The organism is Kribbella sp. CWNU-51 (genome assembly GCF_054073265.1).
In genome coordinates this window covers 55,257-71,629 of record NZ_JBSXMZ010000057.1, presented here as the reverse complement: position 1 = coordinate 71,629, position 16,373 = coordinate 55,257, and the positions used below count along the sequence as shown (strand labels likewise).

Annotated in this window: 17 protein-coding genes; 11 read left to right on the top strand and 6 right to left on the bottom strand. The window is 69.0% G+C overall.

The window, feature by feature from the left end:
- Nucleotides 1-5: 5 nt before the first annotated feature.
- The 5 genes from ACXC9Q_RS39340 to ACXC9Q_RS39320 form a co-directional block, all read right to left on the bottom strand.
- Nucleotides 6-965 (bottom strand): ABC transporter permease, encoded by a 960-nt coding sequence (locus ACXC9Q_RS39340; protein ID WP_328523312.1) that lies wholly within the window; start codon nt 963-965, stop codon nt 6-8.
- Nucleotides 966-1,020: 55 nt separating this feature from the next.
- The gene (locus tag ACXC9Q_RS39335) at nt 1,021-1,947 is read right to left on the bottom strand and encodes an ABC transporter permease (RefSeq protein WP_457061914.1); all 927 of its coding nucleotides are present in this window, start codon (nt 1,945-1,947) and stop codon (nt 1,021-1,023) included.
- Complete coding sequence (locus ACXC9Q_RS39330; protein WP_457061913.1) at nt 1,944-2,957, bottom strand: ABC transporter ATP-binding protein; 1,014 nt, start codon at nt 2,955-2,957, stop codon at nt 1,944-1,946. Before ACXC9Q_RS39330 ends, ACXC9Q_RS39335 begins: the two co-directional genes overlap by 4 nt.
- A 76-nt stretch (nt 2,958-3,033) precedes the next feature.
- Nucleotides 3,034-4,014, bottom strand: a complete 981-nt coding sequence (locus ACXC9Q_RS39325; protein ID WP_457061911.1) for an ABC transporter ATP-binding protein — start codon at nt 4,012-4,014, stop codon at nt 3,034-3,036.
- A gap of 119 nt (nt 4,015-4,133) precedes the next feature.
- Nucleotides 4,134-5,927, bottom strand: a complete 1,794-nt coding sequence (locus tag ACXC9Q_RS39320) for an ABC transporter substrate-binding protein (protein ID WP_457061910.1) — start codon at nt 5,925-5,927, stop codon at nt 4,134-4,136.
- Nucleotides 5,928-6,094: 167 nt separating this feature from the next.
- On the opposite strand from ACXC9Q_RS39320, the gene ACXC9Q_RS39315 reads away from it, so the two are divergent.
- The 8 genes from ACXC9Q_RS39315 to ACXC9Q_RS39280 all read left to right on the top strand — a co-directional run bounded on the left by ACXC9Q_RS39315 (nt 6,095) and on the right by ACXC9Q_RS39280 (nt 13,771).
- Nucleotides 6,095-6,778, top strand: coding sequence for a response regulator (locus ACXC9Q_RS39315; protein WP_457061908.1), 684 nt, complete (start codon nt 6,095-6,097; stop codon nt 6,776-6,778).
- A gap of 2 nt (nt 6,779-6,780) precedes the next feature.
- Nucleotides 6,781-8,190, top strand: a complete 1,410-nt coding sequence (locus ACXC9Q_RS39310; RefSeq protein ID WP_457061906.1) for an ATP-binding protein — start codon at nt 6,781-6,783, stop codon at nt 8,188-8,190.
- Nucleotides 8,191-8,301: 111 nt separating this feature from the next.
- Nucleotides 8,302-9,900, top strand: coding sequence for an ABC-F family ATP-binding cassette domain-containing protein (locus ACXC9Q_RS39305; RefSeq protein WP_457061905.1), 1,599 nt, complete (start codon nt 8,302-8,304; stop codon nt 9,898-9,900).
- A 129-nt stretch (nt 9,901-10,029) separates the two neighbouring features.
- Nucleotides 10,030-10,518 carry a hypothetical protein gene (locus ACXC9Q_RS39300; RefSeq protein WP_457061904.1) on the top strand — a complete coding sequence of 163 codons (489 nt, stop codon included), beginning with the start codon at nt 10,030-10,032 and terminating at the stop codon, nt 10,516-10,518.
- A gap of 7 nt (nt 10,519-10,525) precedes the next feature.
- Nucleotides 10,526-11,677, top strand: a complete 1,152-nt coding sequence (locus ACXC9Q_RS39295; protein ID WP_457061903.1) for a sensor histidine kinase — start codon at nt 10,526-10,528, stop codon at nt 11,675-11,677.
- Nucleotides 11,674-12,312: a response regulator gene (locus ACXC9Q_RS39290; RefSeq protein ID WP_457061902.1), complete on the top strand. Its 639-nt coding sequence runs from the start codon at nt 11,674-11,676 to the stop codon at nt 12,310-12,312. The genes ACXC9Q_RS39295 and ACXC9Q_RS39290 overlap by 4 nt, the downstream gene beginning before the upstream one ends.
- Nucleotides 12,313-12,395: 83 nt before the next feature.
- Nucleotides 12,396-12,797, top strand: coding sequence for an ArsR/SmtB family transcription factor (locus ACXC9Q_RS39285; protein ID WP_329474590.1), 402 nt, complete (start codon nt 12,396-12,398; stop codon nt 12,795-12,797).
- Nucleotides 12,797-13,771, top strand: coding sequence for a cation diffusion facilitator family transporter (locus tag ACXC9Q_RS39280; RefSeq protein ID WP_457061900.1), 975 nt, complete (start codon nt 12,797-12,799; stop codon nt 13,769-13,771). The genes ACXC9Q_RS39285 and ACXC9Q_RS39280 overlap by 1 nt, the downstream gene beginning before the upstream one ends.
- Here the strand turns inward: ACXC9Q_RS39280 and ACXC9Q_RS39275 are convergent.
- On the bottom strand, nt 13,725-14,240 hold the full coding sequence (locus ACXC9Q_RS39275) for an N-acetyltransferase family protein (protein ID WP_457061898.1): 516 nt from the start codon (nt 14,238-14,240) through the stop codon (nt 13,725-13,727). The genes ACXC9Q_RS39280 and ACXC9Q_RS39275 overlap by 47 nt on opposite strands.
- 75 nt (nt 14,241-14,315) lie before the next feature.
- Between ACXC9Q_RS39275 and ACXC9Q_RS39270 the strand changes: the two genes are divergently transcribed.
- The 3 genes from ACXC9Q_RS39270 (at nt 14,316) to ACXC9Q_RS39260 (ending at nt 16,297) form a co-directional block, all read left to right on the top strand.
- Nucleotides 14,316-14,603 carry a DUF1905 domain-containing protein gene (locus ACXC9Q_RS39270; protein ID WP_329474593.1) on the top strand — a complete coding sequence of 96 codons (288 nt, stop codon included), beginning with the start codon at nt 14,316-14,318 and terminating at the stop codon, nt 14,601-14,603.
- A 192-nt stretch (nt 14,604-14,795) separates the two neighbouring features.
- Nucleotides 14,796-15,086 (top strand): hypothetical protein, encoded by a 291-nt coding sequence (locus ACXC9Q_RS39265; protein WP_457061896.1) that lies wholly within the window; start codon nt 14,796-14,798, stop codon nt 15,084-15,086.
- Nucleotides 15,087-15,127: 41 nt separating this feature from the next.
- Nucleotides 15,128-16,297 (top strand): epoxide hydrolase family protein, encoded by a 1,170-nt coding sequence (locus ACXC9Q_RS39260; RefSeq protein WP_457061894.1) that lies wholly within the window; start codon nt 15,128-15,130, stop codon nt 16,295-16,297.
- Nucleotides 16,298-16,373 lie beyond the last annotated feature (76 nt).

The window sequence follows — 16,373 nt, the reverse complement described above, 5'->3', positions numbered from 1 at the left end:
TATCTCTAATGCAACCGCACCCGCGGATCCAGGACGGCGTACGCGATGTCGACCAGGATGTTCGCGACCACGACCGCCGCCGAGGCGAACAGCACGATCCCGATGATCACCGGCAGGTCCTGCTGATTGATCGCGACCACGGCGGTCTGGCCGAGGCCGGGCAGGCTGAACACGGTCTCGATGACCACCACGCCGCCGATCAGCTGGCCCAGGTCGATACCGAACTGGGTCACCACCGGCGTCAGCGCGCTGCGCAGGCCGTGCCGGACGATCACCCGGCTCTCCCGGATGCCCTTCGACCGCGCCGTCCTGATGTAGTCCTCGCCGAGCACGTCCAGCATCGAACCGCGGGTCAGCCGGGTATAGGTTGCCGCCAGCAACAAAGCCAGCGCGATCCAGGGCAGGAACAGATGCTGGAACCACGGACCGACCCCGCTGGTCAGCGGCGAGTAGCCGCCCGCCGGGAACCAGTGATAGCCGGCCAGCGTGAGCCGGAAGTACAGGAAGTACAGCAGCAGCAGGCCGAGCAGGAACGACGGGAACGAGTAGAAGGTCAACGCGAACAACGTCAACCCACGGTCGGCCACCGACCGCGGATGAATTGCCGAGATCACACCGTTGAAGATCCCCAGCGTCAGCCACAGTACGGCGGCCCCGAGCGCCAGCGACACCGTGATCGGCAGCGCCTGCCCGATGATCGTCGTCACCGGCACCTGGTGGTAGTAGTCGTACCCGAGGTTGCCCCGGACCGCGTTCTCGATGAAGTGCAGGTACTGCTTCCAGACCGGCAGGTCGAGCCCGAGCCGGTGCTTGATCAGGGCAATCGTCTCCGGCGTCGCCTGCCGGCCCGCCAGGGTCTGCGCGACGTTGCTCGGAGCAACGAAGAACAGACCGAACACCGCCACGGTGATCAGCCACAGCACCAGCAGGCCGTGACCGAGCCGGCGGATCAGAAAAAGAGCCATCGCGATCTCCCAGCGCTCTCGAGCCAGTAGCTGCCCCAGCCGAACCACACCATGACTAGCTCCGATCCGCTCGTGGGTCGAACGCGTCCCGGACCCCGTCGCCGAAGAGGTTGAACGCGAGCGTCGTGATCAGCAGCGCCAGACCGGGGAAGAAGATGAACCACCACGCGGTCGTGTAGTAGTTCTGCGACGCGCTGATCATCCCGCCCCAGTCGGCCGTCGGCGGCGGCAGCCCGAGCCCGAGGAACGACAACGTCGCCTGGGTCACGATCACCACCGGGATCAGCAGTGTGGTGTAGACGATCACCGGCGCCAGCACGTTCGGCAGCACGTCGACGAACATGATCCGCCCGTCGCCCGCCCCCAGCGAGCGCGCCGCCTCGACGAACTCCCGCTCGCGCAGCGACAGCACCTGCCCGCGCACGATGCGGGCCACCGACGCCCAGCTGAAGAACCCGATCACCAGCACGGTCACGGTCAGACTCGGCCCGGTGACCGACACCAGCGCGATCGCCACCAGCAGGAACGGCACGGACAGGACGACGTCGATCAGCCGCGCCAGGACCGTGTCGGTGATCCCCCCGAGGAACCCCGCCGCGAGCCCCAGCACGACTCCGATCGCCACGGTGATGGCGGTCGCGATGACACCCACGAGCAGCGACACGCGAGCGCCGTACGCGATCCGCACCAGGATGTCCCGGCCGAGGTCGTCGGTGCCCAGCCAGAAGGTGCCGTTCGGGCCGCGCGGCAGGCCGTCCGGTGTCAGCCCGATGTCGCGGTACTGCTCATTCGGTGGATGCCCGGTGATCGCCGCGAAGACCGGCGCGAAGATCGCCATCAGCACGATCAGCACGATGACGACCAAGGAGATCATCGCCACCTTGTCCCGCCGCAGCCGCCGCAGGGCCAGGATGAACGGACTCCGGCCCTCGATGGCCTTCGGCTCGTCGATGACATCAACCAGGTTGATCGCGGTCGTCATGATGCCTTCAGATCGGGAACGGCGGTGGACAGGTCCTCGCCCAGCGTCAACGGGTAGAAGCACGCGGTCCGGTGTTCCGCGGCGTCATCGAGTACGGCGATCAGCGGCGGCTCGCCCTTGGCACAGTCGGACCGCGCCTTCGGGCACCGCGTGTGGAACCTGCACCCCTCCGGCGGGTTCGTCGCGGACGGGATGTCGCCGCCGAGGATGATCTGCTCACGGCTGTCGGCCGTGTCCGGGTCCGCCACCGGCAGCGCCGACAGCAACGCCCGGGTGTAGGGATGCCGGGTCTGGCCGAACAACTCGCTGGTCGGCGCGAGCTCGACGATCTTGCCCAGGTACATCACCGCGATCCGGTCACTCACGTGCCGGACCACGGACAGGTCGTGCGAGATGAACACGTAGGTCAGATCGAACTCCTGCTGCAGATCCGCCAGCAGGTTGATGATCTGGGCCTGGATCGACACGTCCAGCGCCGACACCGGCTCGTCACAGATGACCAGCTTCGGCCGCAACGCCAAGGCCCTCGCCACGCCGATCCGTTGCCGTTGGCCACCGGAGAACTCGGCCGGGAACCGGTTGTAGTGCTCGGGGTTCAGCCCGACCAGCTCCATCAGTTCCTGGACCTTCTTCTTCCGCTCCGCCCCGGACGCGATGTTGTGGATCGCGAACGGGTCGCCGATGATCGAGCCGACCCGGCGGCGCGGGTTCAGCGAGCCGTACGGGTCCTGGAAGATCACCTGGACCTCGCGCCGGAGCGGACGCATCGCCCGGCGCGACAGCCTGCTGATCTCGTTGCCCTCGAACCACACCGACCCCGACGTCACGTCGTACAGGTGGGCCATGCAGCGGGCCAGCGTCGACTTGCCGCAACCGGTCTCGCCGACCAGGCCGAGCGTCTCGCCCTTCCTCACCTCCAGGGAGACCCCGTCGACCGCCCGGACCACCTCCCGGGAGTGCGTGGGGAACTCCTTGCGGACGTCCTCCACTTTCAGTAGTACGTTACTCATCCACGTCCTCGCTTCGCTCCGGGCGCGGATGAGGCTCCGAGCGTGCTGTGCTGTTTGATGAATTCGCTTCGCTCATTCATGAAGCCATCGCCTCGTTCTGCTCGTGCGGAAGCCAGCAGGCCGACTGGTGCCGGGGATCGCGGGCGACGTCCAGCAACGGCGGCGCCTCAGTGCGGCACTTGTCGAACACGTGCGGGCAGCGGGTGGCGAACGGGCACCCGGCCGGCAGGCTGATCAGGCTCGGCGGCGTCCCCGGGATCGGCGTCAGCCGGTCGCCGCTGCGCGCCGGCAGCGAGGCCAGCAGCCCTTGCGTATAAGGGTGATGGTTGCGATAGAAGATGTCGCGGCGCGGCGCCCGTTCCATCACCGCGCCCGCGTACATCACCACCACCTCGTCGGCCATCTCGGCCACCACCCCCAGGTCGTGGGTGATCAGGACGATCGCCGTACCGAACTGCTCCTGCAGCCGGCGCATCACGTTCAGCACCTGCGCCTGCACGGTCACGTCCAGCGCCGTGGTCGGCTCGTCCGCGATCAGCAGCGCCGGGTCGAGTGCCATCGCCATCGCGATCATCACCCGCTGCCGCATCCCGCCGGAGAACTGGTGCGGGTAGTCGTCGATCCGTTCCGCCGCCCGCGGGATGCCGACCAGGGTGAGCAACTCGGCGGCCCGCTTCCGGGCCGCCTGCTTGCTGATCACCTTGTCGTGGGCGCGGATCATCTCGACGATCTGCCAGCCGATCCGGTACTGCGGGTGCAGGCTGGACAGCGGATCCTGGAAGATCATCCCGATCTGGGCCCCACGCAACCGCCGCAGGGTCGCCTGGTCGGCGGTGATCAGGTCCGTTCCGTCGAAGAACGCCGTACCGGACACGGTCGCGCCGCGGGTCAGCCCGACGATGGTCTGGGTGGAGACGCTCTTGCCAGAGCCGGACTCGCCGACGATCGCCAGGGTCTGACCGGCCTCCACGTCGAACGACAGGCCCCGGACGGCACGGACGGTGCCGTCCGGGGTGTCGAAGGAGACCCGGAGGTCTCGTACTTCAAGGAGGGTCATGGGGCCTCCCGGCCTGGACTGAGGAGTGGAGGGAGCGAAGCGACTGGAGCGACGAGGGAAGGACGGGAGCCAAGGCCCCATGACCACGCCGTGCCGGAGGCGCGGCCATGAGGCACGGTTCAGCCGCCCTGCTTGTCCTTGTCGAGCCAGACGTTCGTCGGATCGAACATCTGCAACGACGGCACGTAGATCGCGTTGTGCGCCTGCGCCGCGTGGTAGTTGGCGTTCTTCGGGTTGGTGAGCGGGAAGAACGGCGCGTCGGCCATCACCTGTGCGTCGGCCTGGGCCCACAGGTTCGCCGCCTGGTCCTCGGTCTTCGCCTTCGCGGCCTGGTCGATCAGCGAGTTCGTCGCAGGGCTGTTGTACAGCCCGAAGTTGCTCCCGATCGGCGGGAACGACGGCTCTCCGGAGAACAGCGGGTTGAAGAACGACAGGGCCGCGTTGCCGTACCAGTCAGCACCCCAGCCGGCCAGGGACAGGTCCCAGACGCCGCGCTGCGCGACGGTCGGCACCTGCAGGTACTTCACGTAGAAGTCCGCGTTCGGCGACGGTACGCCGACCACCGTGACGCCGGCCTTGGACAGATCCTGCTGAACCGTCTGGAAGGCCTTGCTGCTGCCCTCGGACGCGTTCCGGTACAGGAACTTGAGCGTCAGGTGCGGGAAGCCGGCCTCGGTCAGCATCTGCTTGGCCTTGTCCGGGTTGTACGGATACGGGTCGATCTGCTTCGAGCCGACGATGTTGCTCGGCAGCACGTGGGTCAACGGCGGGTTGATCGTCGGTCCGCCGAGGACCTGCAGGATGTGGTCGCGGTTGATCGCGTAGCTGAGCGCCTGCCGCACCTTGACGTTCGTCAGCGCCTTGTTGTTGTTCGGCGACGCGGTGTTGTAGACGACGTACGGGTTGCTGGACGCGGTCATGCCGAGGTTCAGGTTCGGGTCCTTCTTGGCGATCAGGGCCGGCAGCTGCGACGGTGGCGGCTGGACGTCGAACTCGAGGTCGGCGGTCGGCGTACCGGTCTGCAGCTGCTGCTGGACCGAGTCCTGGCTGATCGTCTCGTTCACCAGGATCTTGTCGACGTACGCCTTGCGGACCGGGTCGGTGGACGCGTTCCAGGCCGGGTTGCGCGAGTACGCGATCGACTTGGTCGGCACCCACTGGTCGACCTTGTACGGGCCGTCGGACGGGAAGTTGTTGCCCAGTTCGGTGCTGGCCGGCAGGTACTTGAGCGCCTCGACCGGGGCCGGTGAGAAGGCCGGCAGGGTCAGCATGTCGACGAAGTACGTGGCCGGCTGGGTGAGGTGGAACTCGACTGTGGTCGGGTCCTTGGCCACCACCCCGGGCAGCGGCGTCTTGTCGATGTACGCCTGGATCGCGGCCGGGGTCTTCGCCACCTTGGCGAAACCGTCCGCGAACGTCTTGTACCCGACGATCAGGTTGGCGAAGTCGGGGATGCCGCCGAACGGCTGGACCGGGTTCGCGGTCCGCTTCACGCCGCGGACCATGTCCTCGGCGGACACCTGGCGGGCGGGCGTGGTGTTCCATTGGGCGCCGGGCCGGATCTTGATCGTGTAGGTCTTGCCGTCGGCGCTGACCCCGCCGTTGGCGGCGGTCGGGATGTCGGTGGCCAGATCCGCCACCGGTTTGGTGTTGTCGCTGCCGGGATCCGCCGGGTAGGTGAACAGCTGCCTGCTCCACATCCGCAGGTTCAGGTAGCCGGCCGAGTAGTAGCTGATATTCGGATCCATGTAGTCGACATCGCCGGCCCCGAGCATGTTCAGGGTGCCGCCGGATACCGGCGTGGCCGCGGTGCCTCCGGATCCGGACACCGATCCGCCGCCATTGCTGCAAGCGGCGAGCGCGAGGCTCGCCACGGCGGCAAGGGATACTGCCGCCAGCCGTCTTCTGGCCATTGGTCCTCCTCCGGGACTCGATAGCGCCGAAGTTAGGACGCGGGGGGCCCGCCGCTGACCGCGGTTACAGAAGCGTCAAGAGGTTGTCAACCGCCGGCCGCACGAACATGACGGATTCATGACAGCCGTAACCGCTGCCCGAGCCGGTGGTGAGCGACACTGGGTGCGTGGCACACAGCCTGTTGTTGGTCGACGACGAGCCGCGCATCCGGCGGGTGCTGCGGCTTGCCTTGGAGGACGAGGGGTACCAGGTCGCCGAGGCGGCCAACGGGTACGACGCTCTGGCCGCCCTGCGCCGGGAACCACCGGACGTGGTGCTGCTGGACCTGATGCTGCCGGACCGGGACGGATTCACGGTCTGCCGCGAGATCCGCCGTACCAGCGACGTGCCGGTCATCATGGTGACCGCGCGGACCGACAGCCACGACGTGGTCGCCGGGCTGGAGGCGGGCGCGGACGACTACGTGACCAAGCCGCTGGTGGCCAAGGAGCTGTCGGCCCGGATCCGGGCGCTGCTGCGGCGGGTCGAGCCGGCCAACGCGCGGCAGTCGGACCTGCTGATGGTCGGTGACCTGCGGATCGACGTCCCGGGCGCCGAGGTGACCCGCGACGGCGCCGTCCTGCCGCTGACCCGGACCGAGTTCAAGCTGCTCGCCGAGCTGGCCGGCGCCGAGGGCAAGGTGCTCAGCCGGGAGCAGTTGCTGTCGAAGGTGTGGGGCTACGGCTACTTCGGCGACAGCCGGATCGTCGACGTCCACGTCCGCCGCCTCCGGCTGAAGATCGAGCACGACCCGGCCAGCCCGAAGCACCTCGTCACCGCCCGCGGTCTGGGCTACCGATTGGTGAGCTGACCTTGCTGGGACGGTTCTCTCTGCGCGGCCGCGTCATGCTGGCGTACGGCCTGCTCGCGCTCGGACTCTCCTCGGCGCTGGCGCTCGTCACCTGGAGCGTCGTCTCGGACTACCTGACCCAGCAGCGTGAGTCGTCCGCGATCGTGGAGACCGCCGACAACGCGGCCGCCTTGCACTACGGGCTGTTCGGCGCACCCCAGCCCTGCCACCCGGCCCGCGAACGCGCCGAGTGCGGCAGCCCGACGCCGAACCCGAACGTCAGTGTGATTGATCTGCTGAACACGCTGCCGTCCACGGACTCCGCGGCCTCGATGCTGTTCTTCAACGACCAGTGGTACTCGCTGACCGGGAAGCCGGAAGATCTCCCGTCCGACCTGATCGCGAACGTCCGGGCCGGCAGCACCCAGCACCGCCGGATCAGCGTGAACGGGCAACAGGTGCTGGCCGTCGGCGTACCGATGACGCGGCCGGGGGAGGCGTTCTTCGAGTGGCATCCGCTGGACAATCTGGACCACACGCTGCGGACGCTGAAGATCACGCTGGTGGCGGCGGCGCTCGTGACCGCGATGATCGGCCTGGCCGTCGGCCGGCTTGCGAGCACGCTGGCGCTGCGGCCGCTGGCCGAGCTGACCCGGGTGGCGGACGCGGTGGCGCGCGGGAAGCTGGACGCGCGGCTGCAGGCCGAGAACGACCGGGATCTCGGCGGGCTGGCCCGCTCGTTCAACCAGACCGCGGCCGATCTGGAACGGCGGGTGGCAGTCGATGCGCGGTTCGCCGGGGACGTCAGCCACGAGTTGCGTACGCCGCTGATGACGATGCTGAACTCGATGCAGCTGATCCAGAACCATCGCGCCGAACTGCCCGCGGCGGTGCGGGAACCGGTCGAGTTGCTCGGGTACGACCTGGATCGCTTCCGGCGGCTGGTGATCGACCTGCTGGAGATCTCCCGCGACGACGGCGGTGATCAGGGCAGCCGGGAGATCGTCCGGATCGCCGACCTGGTCCGGGCCGCCGCCGACGCCACCGCCGGTCGTGAGGTCACCACGGTCGAGCCCGAGGCCGAGGGGCTCACACTGCAGGCCGACAAGCGCCGGCTCGAGCGCGTGATCGCCAACCTGGTCGAGAACGCCGAGGACCACGCGGGTGGCTGCAAGGGCGTCGGCGTGGAGGCCGGCGGTCTCGGCGTCATCATCACCGTCGACGACGCCGGTCCCGGGATCGCGGTCGAGGATCGCACCCGGATCTTCGAACGCTTCGGCCGCGGCGAGACCTCCGGCCGCGGCCGCGGCGTAGGCCTGGGCCTGGCCATCGTCGCCCGCCATGTCCAATGGCACGCCGGCACCATCCGGGTCGGCGACCGCCCCGGCGGCGGCGCCCGCTTCACCGTCGAGCTCCCCGCGAAAATCAGCTGACGGTTCTTGAGCCTCCGGTTACCGTTGACGCATGGCTACTTGCCTCTGTGTCTAGCTGCGGACTCGCTTCCTCACCTGAAGTGCGTCCACTAGCTATCACGGAGAGTAACCATGATCACCGTTCGCGGTGTAGATATTCGTGTCGGCGCCCACCTGCTGCTGTCCGACCTCTCGTTCCACGTCAGCCCGGGCGACCGTGTCGGGCTCGTCGGCCGTAACGGTGCCGGCAAGACCACCCTGATGAAGACCCTGGCCGGCGAAGAGCGCCCGGCCGCGGGTGCCATCACCGTCTCGGGCTCCGTCGGCTACCTGCCACAGGACCCGCGCGCCGCCGATCCGGCCGTCACCGTCACCGCCCGCATCCTGTCCGCGCGCGGCCTCGATGTCGCCGTACGCAAGCTCCGTCAGGCGGAGGCCGCGATGAGCACCGCCACCGGCGATGCGCAGGACAAGGCGATGGCGGAGTACGCGAGGGCCGAGGCGCAGTTCCAGGCCGGCGGTGGGTACGCGGCCGAGGCGGAGGCGGCCCGGTTGGCGGCCGGTGTCGGTCTGCCCAACCGCGCGCTCGAGCAGCCCGTCGGCGAGCTGTCGGGCGGCCAGCGTCGCCGGGTCGAGCTGGCCCGGATCTTGTTCGCGCAGCACGACACGCTGCTGCTCGACGAGCCGACCAACCACCTCGACGCCGACTCGGTGCTGTGGCTGCGGGCCTTCCTGCTCGGGTACCCCGGCGGCCTGATCGTGATCAGCCACGACCGCGAGTTGCTCAAGGCAACGGTCAACCGGGTCTTCCACCTCGACCCCCAGCGGACCACGATCGACATCCACAACACCGGCTGGACGAAGTACCTCGAACAGCTGGAGACCGACGAGCGCCGCCGGACCCGGGAGCGTCATACGGCCGAGCGGAAGGCGGCGGTCCTGCACGCCCAGGCGGCGAAGATGCAGGCCGGCGCCAACACGGCCGTCGCCGCCAAGAACATGGCGCGGCGGGCGGACAAGATGCTCTCCGATCTCGAGCCGGCACGCCGGGCCGCGCGGGTGGCCCGGATCCGCCTGCCCGAGCCGGCGCCGTCCGGGAAGACCCCGCTGTCCGCCGTCGGACTCAAGAAGGCGTACGGCGGACTCCAGGTGCTGAACGGGGTCGACCTGGCCGTCGACCGGGGCAGCCGGGTCGTCATCCTCGGGCTGAACGGCGCGGGCAAGACCACCCTGCTCCGGCTGCTCGCCGGTCGCGAGGAACCGGATGCCGGCGAGGTCGTCGCCGGTCACGGGCTGCGGCTCGGGTACTTCGCCCAGGAGCACGACACGCTGGATCTGGCCGGCACCGTCCGGCAGAACCTGGCGTCCGTCGCGCCCGGTCTGACCGACGGCGAGGTCCGGAACGTGCTCGGGTCGTTCCTGTTCAGCGGTGACGACGCGGACAAGCCGGCCCACGTGCTGTCCGGTGGGGAGAAGACCCGCCTGGCGCTGGCTGGACTGGTGCATTCCGGCGCCAACGTGCTGCTCCTGGACGAGCCGACCAACAACCTGGACCCGGCCTCCCGCGGCGAGGTCCTCGGCGCGGTCGGCAGCTACCCGGGCGCGATCGTCATGGTCACCCACGACGAAGGTGCCATCGAGGCGCTCCGCCCCGACCGGGTGCTGATCCTCCCGGACGCCACCGAGGACCTCTGGTCCGACGACTACCTGGAGCTGGTCTCGCTGGCGTGATCCCGGGCCTCAACCCACGGGTTGAGGTCCGGGTTCCACCCGGATGCGAACTCCGGGCTGACGTTCCCGCCGCCGTTTCCGGGGAGTGTTGTCACCAACAACGAAACTCCTCGGAAAGGACAACCAGAGATGTCGACGCAACTCCTCGTGGGGATCTTGGTGGGGCTGTGGGTGCTGGTGCGCGTCGTCGGCCGGCAGATCACCGGATCGCTGGTCACCCAGCGGCAGTTGGTGCTGATGCCGGCGATCCTGCTGGTCCTCGGCGTGCTCTCGCTCTCGTCGACGATCCACGGTGCCTCCGTCGGAGAGCTCGCGTTCCTCGGGCTGGACTGCGTCGTACTGATCGGACTCGGGTTCGCCCGCGGCGTCAGCATCCGGCTGGAGCGCCGCGACGACGGCCTGTTCCAGCAGGGGACCGGCGCCACACTCGCACTCTGGCTGCTGACCATCGCGCTCCGCGTCGGCGCCGCGTTCGGGTCGGCCGCGATCTGGCCGGACGGGACGCTGGGCCGCGCGGCCCTGGCACTGACCATCGGGCTCACGATCGCCGCCCAGAACGCGATGATCTACCGCCGGGCACTGAGCCTGGACATCCCGTTCGCCGTCGAGCGGGCATGATGACGGTATGAGCCGGACGACCTGGGACCTGGTGAAGGGATCGCCGGTCCCGGGTCTGCTGCTGCGCACCCTGCCGGGCCTCCTGGTGATCTTCTCGGTGCTGACCGTTTCCAGCCACCGGCATCGCCTCCCGGTGCCGGTGGTCGTGGTCCTCGGCACAGTGGTTGTCCTGAGCAACGTGTTCCTGCTCTCGCCTCGGTACGGCGAACCCCTGGCGCGGCGGACGTCGATCGCGTTGCTGGTCTTCGTCATTGCCGGATCGCTCCTCTGGTACGCGCTCCCGGAGAGCGCCCTGATCGTGCTGCCGTTCTGGGCCGCGAGGGTCGCGGTGCGCTATCACCAGGCCGGTCGGGCCGAGATGGTCGTCGTGGCACTGGGCGTGCTCGGCGCGAGCGTGCCGGTCTACCTCAGCACGCGCTCCCTGCCCGGGGCCTTCGGAACTGCGTTGGGTGTCACCGCGCTGGTCCTCGCGTCGATCAACCGCCAGCGGCGTGAGGAGCAACTCGAAGGGATGGAGGTCTCGCTCGCCCGGAAGCAGGCCGCCATCGAGGAACACAGTCGCGCTGCCGCGCTGGCCGAGCGAGCCCGGATCGCTCGCGACGTCCACGACGTACTCGCGCACTCCTTGGCCGGACTGTCGTTGAGTCTGCAAGGGGCGCGGCTGATGCTGGTTCGGGACGGTGCTTCGCCTGAGGCGATCGAGCAGGTGACGCGGGCGCAGGGACTGGCGGCCGAAGGGCTGTCCGAGGCTCGGCGAGCGGTTGCGGCATTACGTGAGGATGCCGTTCCCGACGTACGAGCGTTGGGCGATCTGGTCACGGCGTACCGGCTGGAGAGTGGGGCGACGGCGGACTTCGAGGTGGAGGGTGAGGTGCGGATGCTCCCGGCGGAGGTGATGAGGACGCTGTATCGCACGCTGCAGGAGGCGCTGGCGAACACCCGCAAGCACGCGCCCGGCGCTCCGGTCGACGTGAGGCTGTCGTACGCGGACGAGGTCCGTCTGACGATCGAGGACCGCCCGGGACGGCGTCCGAGCCGGCCGGCACCCGGAGGCTATGGTCTCCTCGGAATGCGAGAACGAGCCGACCTGATCGGCGGCTCACTGGACGCCGGTCCAACCTCCAACGGCTGGCGCGTGGAACTGAGGATCCCGGTATGAGTGCGGTGCGGGTGGTGGTTGCGGACGATCAGAGGGTCGTGCGGGACGGGCTGGTGACGTTGCTGAAGTTGTTGCCGGGGATCGATGTGGTTGCGGCCGCGTCGGACGGGGACGAGGCCGTGCGGTTGGTAGCCGAGCACAACCCGGATGTGCTGCTGGTGGATCTGCGGATGCCGAAGTGCGACGGCGTGGAGGCGACGCGCCGGGTCCGTACGGATCACCCCGGCACGGAGGTCGTCGTACTCACGACCTACAGCGACGACGACTCGGTCCTGTCCGCGCTGCGGGCCGGCGCGCGCGGCTTCCTGACGAAGGACGCCGACGCCGAGTCCATCGGCCGCGCCCTGCAAGCCGCGGCGGCCGGTCAGTCGATCGTCGACGCCGAGGTCCAGCGCCGGCTGATCGAAGGTGCCGCCGCCCCCAAACCCGCCGACCCCGCGGACACCGGCCTCACCCCACGCGAGATCGAGGTACTGCGCCTCATCGCCGACGGCCTGTCCAACACCGAGATCGCCCGCCGCCTGGTAGTCAGCGAAGCCACGGTCAAGACCCACATCAACCACCTCTTCGCCAAAGCCAACCTCCGCGACCGAGCCCAAGCCGTCGCCTACGCCTACCGCCTCGGCCTCACCTGAGCGGCGGCACACATCTGGAGGACATCCAGTCGCTCCCGCGCGCGACCGTCGCGTTCGGCGGCGGGATGCACTACTTTGGACGTATGAAGAGTTCTGCAGATGTGCAGGTCGACGCGTGCTCGGTCCGGCTGGTGGATCCGGAGCGGGTGGCGAGCGTCAACGCCAGGATGCCTGGCGCGGACGACATCGTCGACACGGCCGACGTGTTCGGCCTGCTCGGCGACCCGCGGCGGCTGAAGCTGCTGGTCGCGCTGCTCGACGGTGAGCTGTGCGTCTGCGATCTCGCCGCGGTCACCGGGCTGAGCGAGTCTGCGACCTCGCACGCGCTCCGGCTGCTGCGTGCGCACCGCGTCGTCGCCGTACGCCGGGACGGCCGGATGGCGTACTACCGCCTGGACGACGCCCACGTCCGCATGCTCGTAGACCTCGCCGTCGCCCACACCGAACACACCGACGCCATCCACCCGGAGAGGTCGGAGTCGTAATGGGCGAGGGACACGGTCACGGGCACGGTGTGAGCTCCGAGGCGGATCGGAAGCTGCTGAGCGGTGCGCTCGCCCTGATCGTCGGCTTCATGGCCGCGGAGATCATCGTCGGCATCGCGGCCGGATCGCTGGCCCTGATCACCGACGCCGCGCACATGCTCACCGACGCGATCGCGATCCTGCTCGCCCTGATCGCGATCCGGCTCGCCGCCCGCCCACCGGCCGGCGGCTACACCTACGGCTTCAAGCGCGTCGAGATCCTGTCCGCGCAGGCCAACGGCATCACGCTCCTGCTGCTCGCGGCGTACTTCGTCTTCGAGGCGATCAGCCGGATGATCCACCCACCCGACGTGAGGGGTGGGCTGGTCCTGATCACCGGTCTGGCCGGCATCGTGGTCAACCTGCTCGCCACCTGGCTGATCAGCAAGGCCAATCGCTCGAGTCTCAACGTCGAGGGCGCGTTCCAGCACATCCTGAACGACCTCTTCGCGTTCATCGCGACCGCGATCGCGGGTCTCGTCGTACTCCTCACCGGCTTCGCCCGGGCCGACGCGATCGCCGCGCTGGTGGTCGCCGCGCTGATGCTCAAGGCCGGTATCTCGCTGGTCCGCGACTCCGGACGGATCTTCCTCGAGGCGGCGCCGACCGGGATCGACCCGCAGGCGCTCGGCGCCGAGCTGTGCGCGGTCGAGGGCGTGGTCGAGGTGCACGACCTGCACGTCTGGGAGATCACCTCCGGCGAGTCGGCCGCGTCCGCGCACATCCTGGTCGCCGAGGGGCTCGACTGCCATCAGATCCGGATCAAGATCGAGGCGCTACTCGCGGACCGGCATCAGCTGACGCACTCCACGCTCCAGGTCGACCATGCCACCGGCGACGACCCCGCGGCCCACTGCAGCGACGCCCACGGCACCGTGCACCGCTCGATCACAGCCGCTGCACGAGCACCTGACCCGGCCAGTCCGAATCATTGACCCGAGGTACGGCGAACTCCACGTCCCGGGTGAATCCTTGTTTCTCGTAGTAGCGGACCAACGCACCGTCGCCACCCGCGAAGCAGTCCACCCGGAGCAACCCGACTCCCGCCGCACGAGCCAGCTCGCGGGCGTGATCGAGCAGCTCGCCGCCGAGGTTGTGGCCCGCGGATCCGCGCTCGGTGACCAGCAACCGTACGTACAGCTCCGGTTCGGTTGCCGCGGGCACGTACGGCATCGCGTCCCCGACCGCGAGCGCACCCACAACCCGGCCGTCGGCTTCGGCCACCCACAGTCCGTCGTCAGCGAATGAGGTGATCTGCTCGACCCGTCGCGGGTTGGTCGAGTGCGGCTCGGTGCCCCACTGATCGGTCTGCCCGCGCGCGACCAGCCACTCGGTCGCCCCGTCGAGCAGTGCCAGCACCGCCGGTACGTCTTCCCGCCCCGCGCGGCGGATGTTGATCTGCACGTCCCCAGAATAGTTTGGCGGGGTGTCGAAACCCGTCCGCCAGTCTCTACCTAGGGGTGTAGAGAGGAGCTCACCGTGAGCAGCAAGACCGGAAAGCTGGACAAGACGTTCACCGCACCACTGCTGAAGAGCGACGCCAAGGGCGGCTGGACCTACGTGAAGATGCCGGACTCGGCCGAGTACTTCGGCACCCGGGGCCTGGTGAAGGTCCGCGGCACCATGGACGGACACCCGTTCGAGAGCTCCTTCATGGCCCTCGGCGACGGCACCCACAAACTCCCGGTGAAGGGCGACCTCCGCGACCTGATCGGCAAGGAGCCCGGCGACGAGATCACCGTCCACCTGGAAGAACGCCTCGGCTGAGCCCACCCGGTGAACGTTTGAGACCGCGGTCACAGCGGGTCATGTCCTGAGTAAGGACTGTGTGAAGAATCAGTCCTGACGGCCCGCACGGTTGGGGATCATCCGGCGCCGGACCGTAAGTTCGGTTGCGGGTGGTCCGTCGACGTCAGGAGTGAACGAAGTGCAACGGGGCTCACGGGGTATGCCGTCGGCATGCCCGCGATCAGCGGAGCCGGTCTCGCCGTGACGACGCTGAACAAGATTCTCGGCATCGCCGGAGCAGCACTGCTGCTCGCCGGGGTACTGCTCGGCTTCCGGTCGGTCTCGGCCGGTGGCACCGACTGTGGTTCGGCGTTCCAGCCGGCTGCGGGGATCACGCCGATGGCGTGCGACAACGCGCTGAACAGCGCCGGCACCCTGGTCACGATCGTGATCAGCGCAGGCGTGCTCTGCCTGGTCGCCGCCGTCACCGTCAAGGTGGTCCGGGACAAGGTCAGCGCCTGAATTCAGGTGCGGGACGGCCGCGGCTGCGAGACGCTGCCGCAGTGACGATCGAACAGTTCCGGCTGGATGTGCCGGAGACGGACCTGAAGGACCTGCACGAGCGGCTCGACCGCGTCCGCTGGCCGGCCGAACTCCCCGGGTCCGGCTGGTCCCGTGGCGTGCCGCTGGCGTACCTCCAGGACCTGGTCGAGTACTGGCGTACCGGCTACGACTGGCGGGCGGCCGAGGCGCGGCTGAACGAGTGGCCGCAGTTCACCACCACGATCGACGGCGCGAACGTGCACTTCGCCCACATCCGCTCACCCGAGCCGGACGCGACCCCGCTGATCGTCACCCACGGGTGGCCGGGCTCGTTCGTCGAGTTCAGCGAGATCGTCGGTCCACTGACAGACCCCCGCGCGTACGGCGCCGACCCGGCCAACGCGTTCCACCTGGTCCTCCCGAGCATCCCCGGCTTCGGGCTGTCCGGACCGACCCGGGAGCCCGGCTGGGAGTTCCTGCGGGTCGCCAACGCGTGGTCCGTCCTGATGGCGCGACTCGGCTACGACCGGTACGGCGCTCAGGGCGGCGACTGGGGTGGCGGCATCTCCCGTGAGCTCGGGCGGATCGACGCCGAGCACGTGATCGGCGTACACCTCAATCTCATCCCCAACTCCGGCGCCACGTCCGAGCCGACGCCGGCGGAGCTCGAGCCGCTCGACCAGGCCGAGCGGGACCGCACCTGGGCCTCCTGGCGGCGGTTCCAGGAGTGGTCGAAGGACAAGCAGGGGTACGCCGATCTGCAGTCGACCCGGCCGCAGACCCTGGCGTACGCCCTCACCGACTCACCGGTCGGGCAGCTGGCCTGGATCGCGGAGAAGTTCGCGACCTGGTCCGATCCCGCGTCCGCGATCGACCGCGACCATCTCCTCACCAACGTGATGCTCTTCTGGCTCACGCGCACCGGGGGATCGTCCGGCGCGATCTACTACGAGCGCGCGCACGCGTCGTACTGGGGACAGCCGGCCGAGCCGTCGACGACGCCGACCGCCCTGCTGGACCTGGCCCACGACAACTTCATCCCGCTCCGGCACAAGGTCGACCGGACCGACAACATCGTCCGCTGGACCAGCCACCCGGACGGCGGCCACTTCGCCGCGCTCGAACAACCGGACGTGCTCGTCACCGACATCCGTGCGTTCTTCGCGACCCTGCGGGCCACGGAGTCCTGAGCCCGGTGGTGCGCCGGCCTGCGCCTGGTCCTGGCCGACGCACCTGTCCGGAAGCTCTCCCAGTACCCGTTGGGGC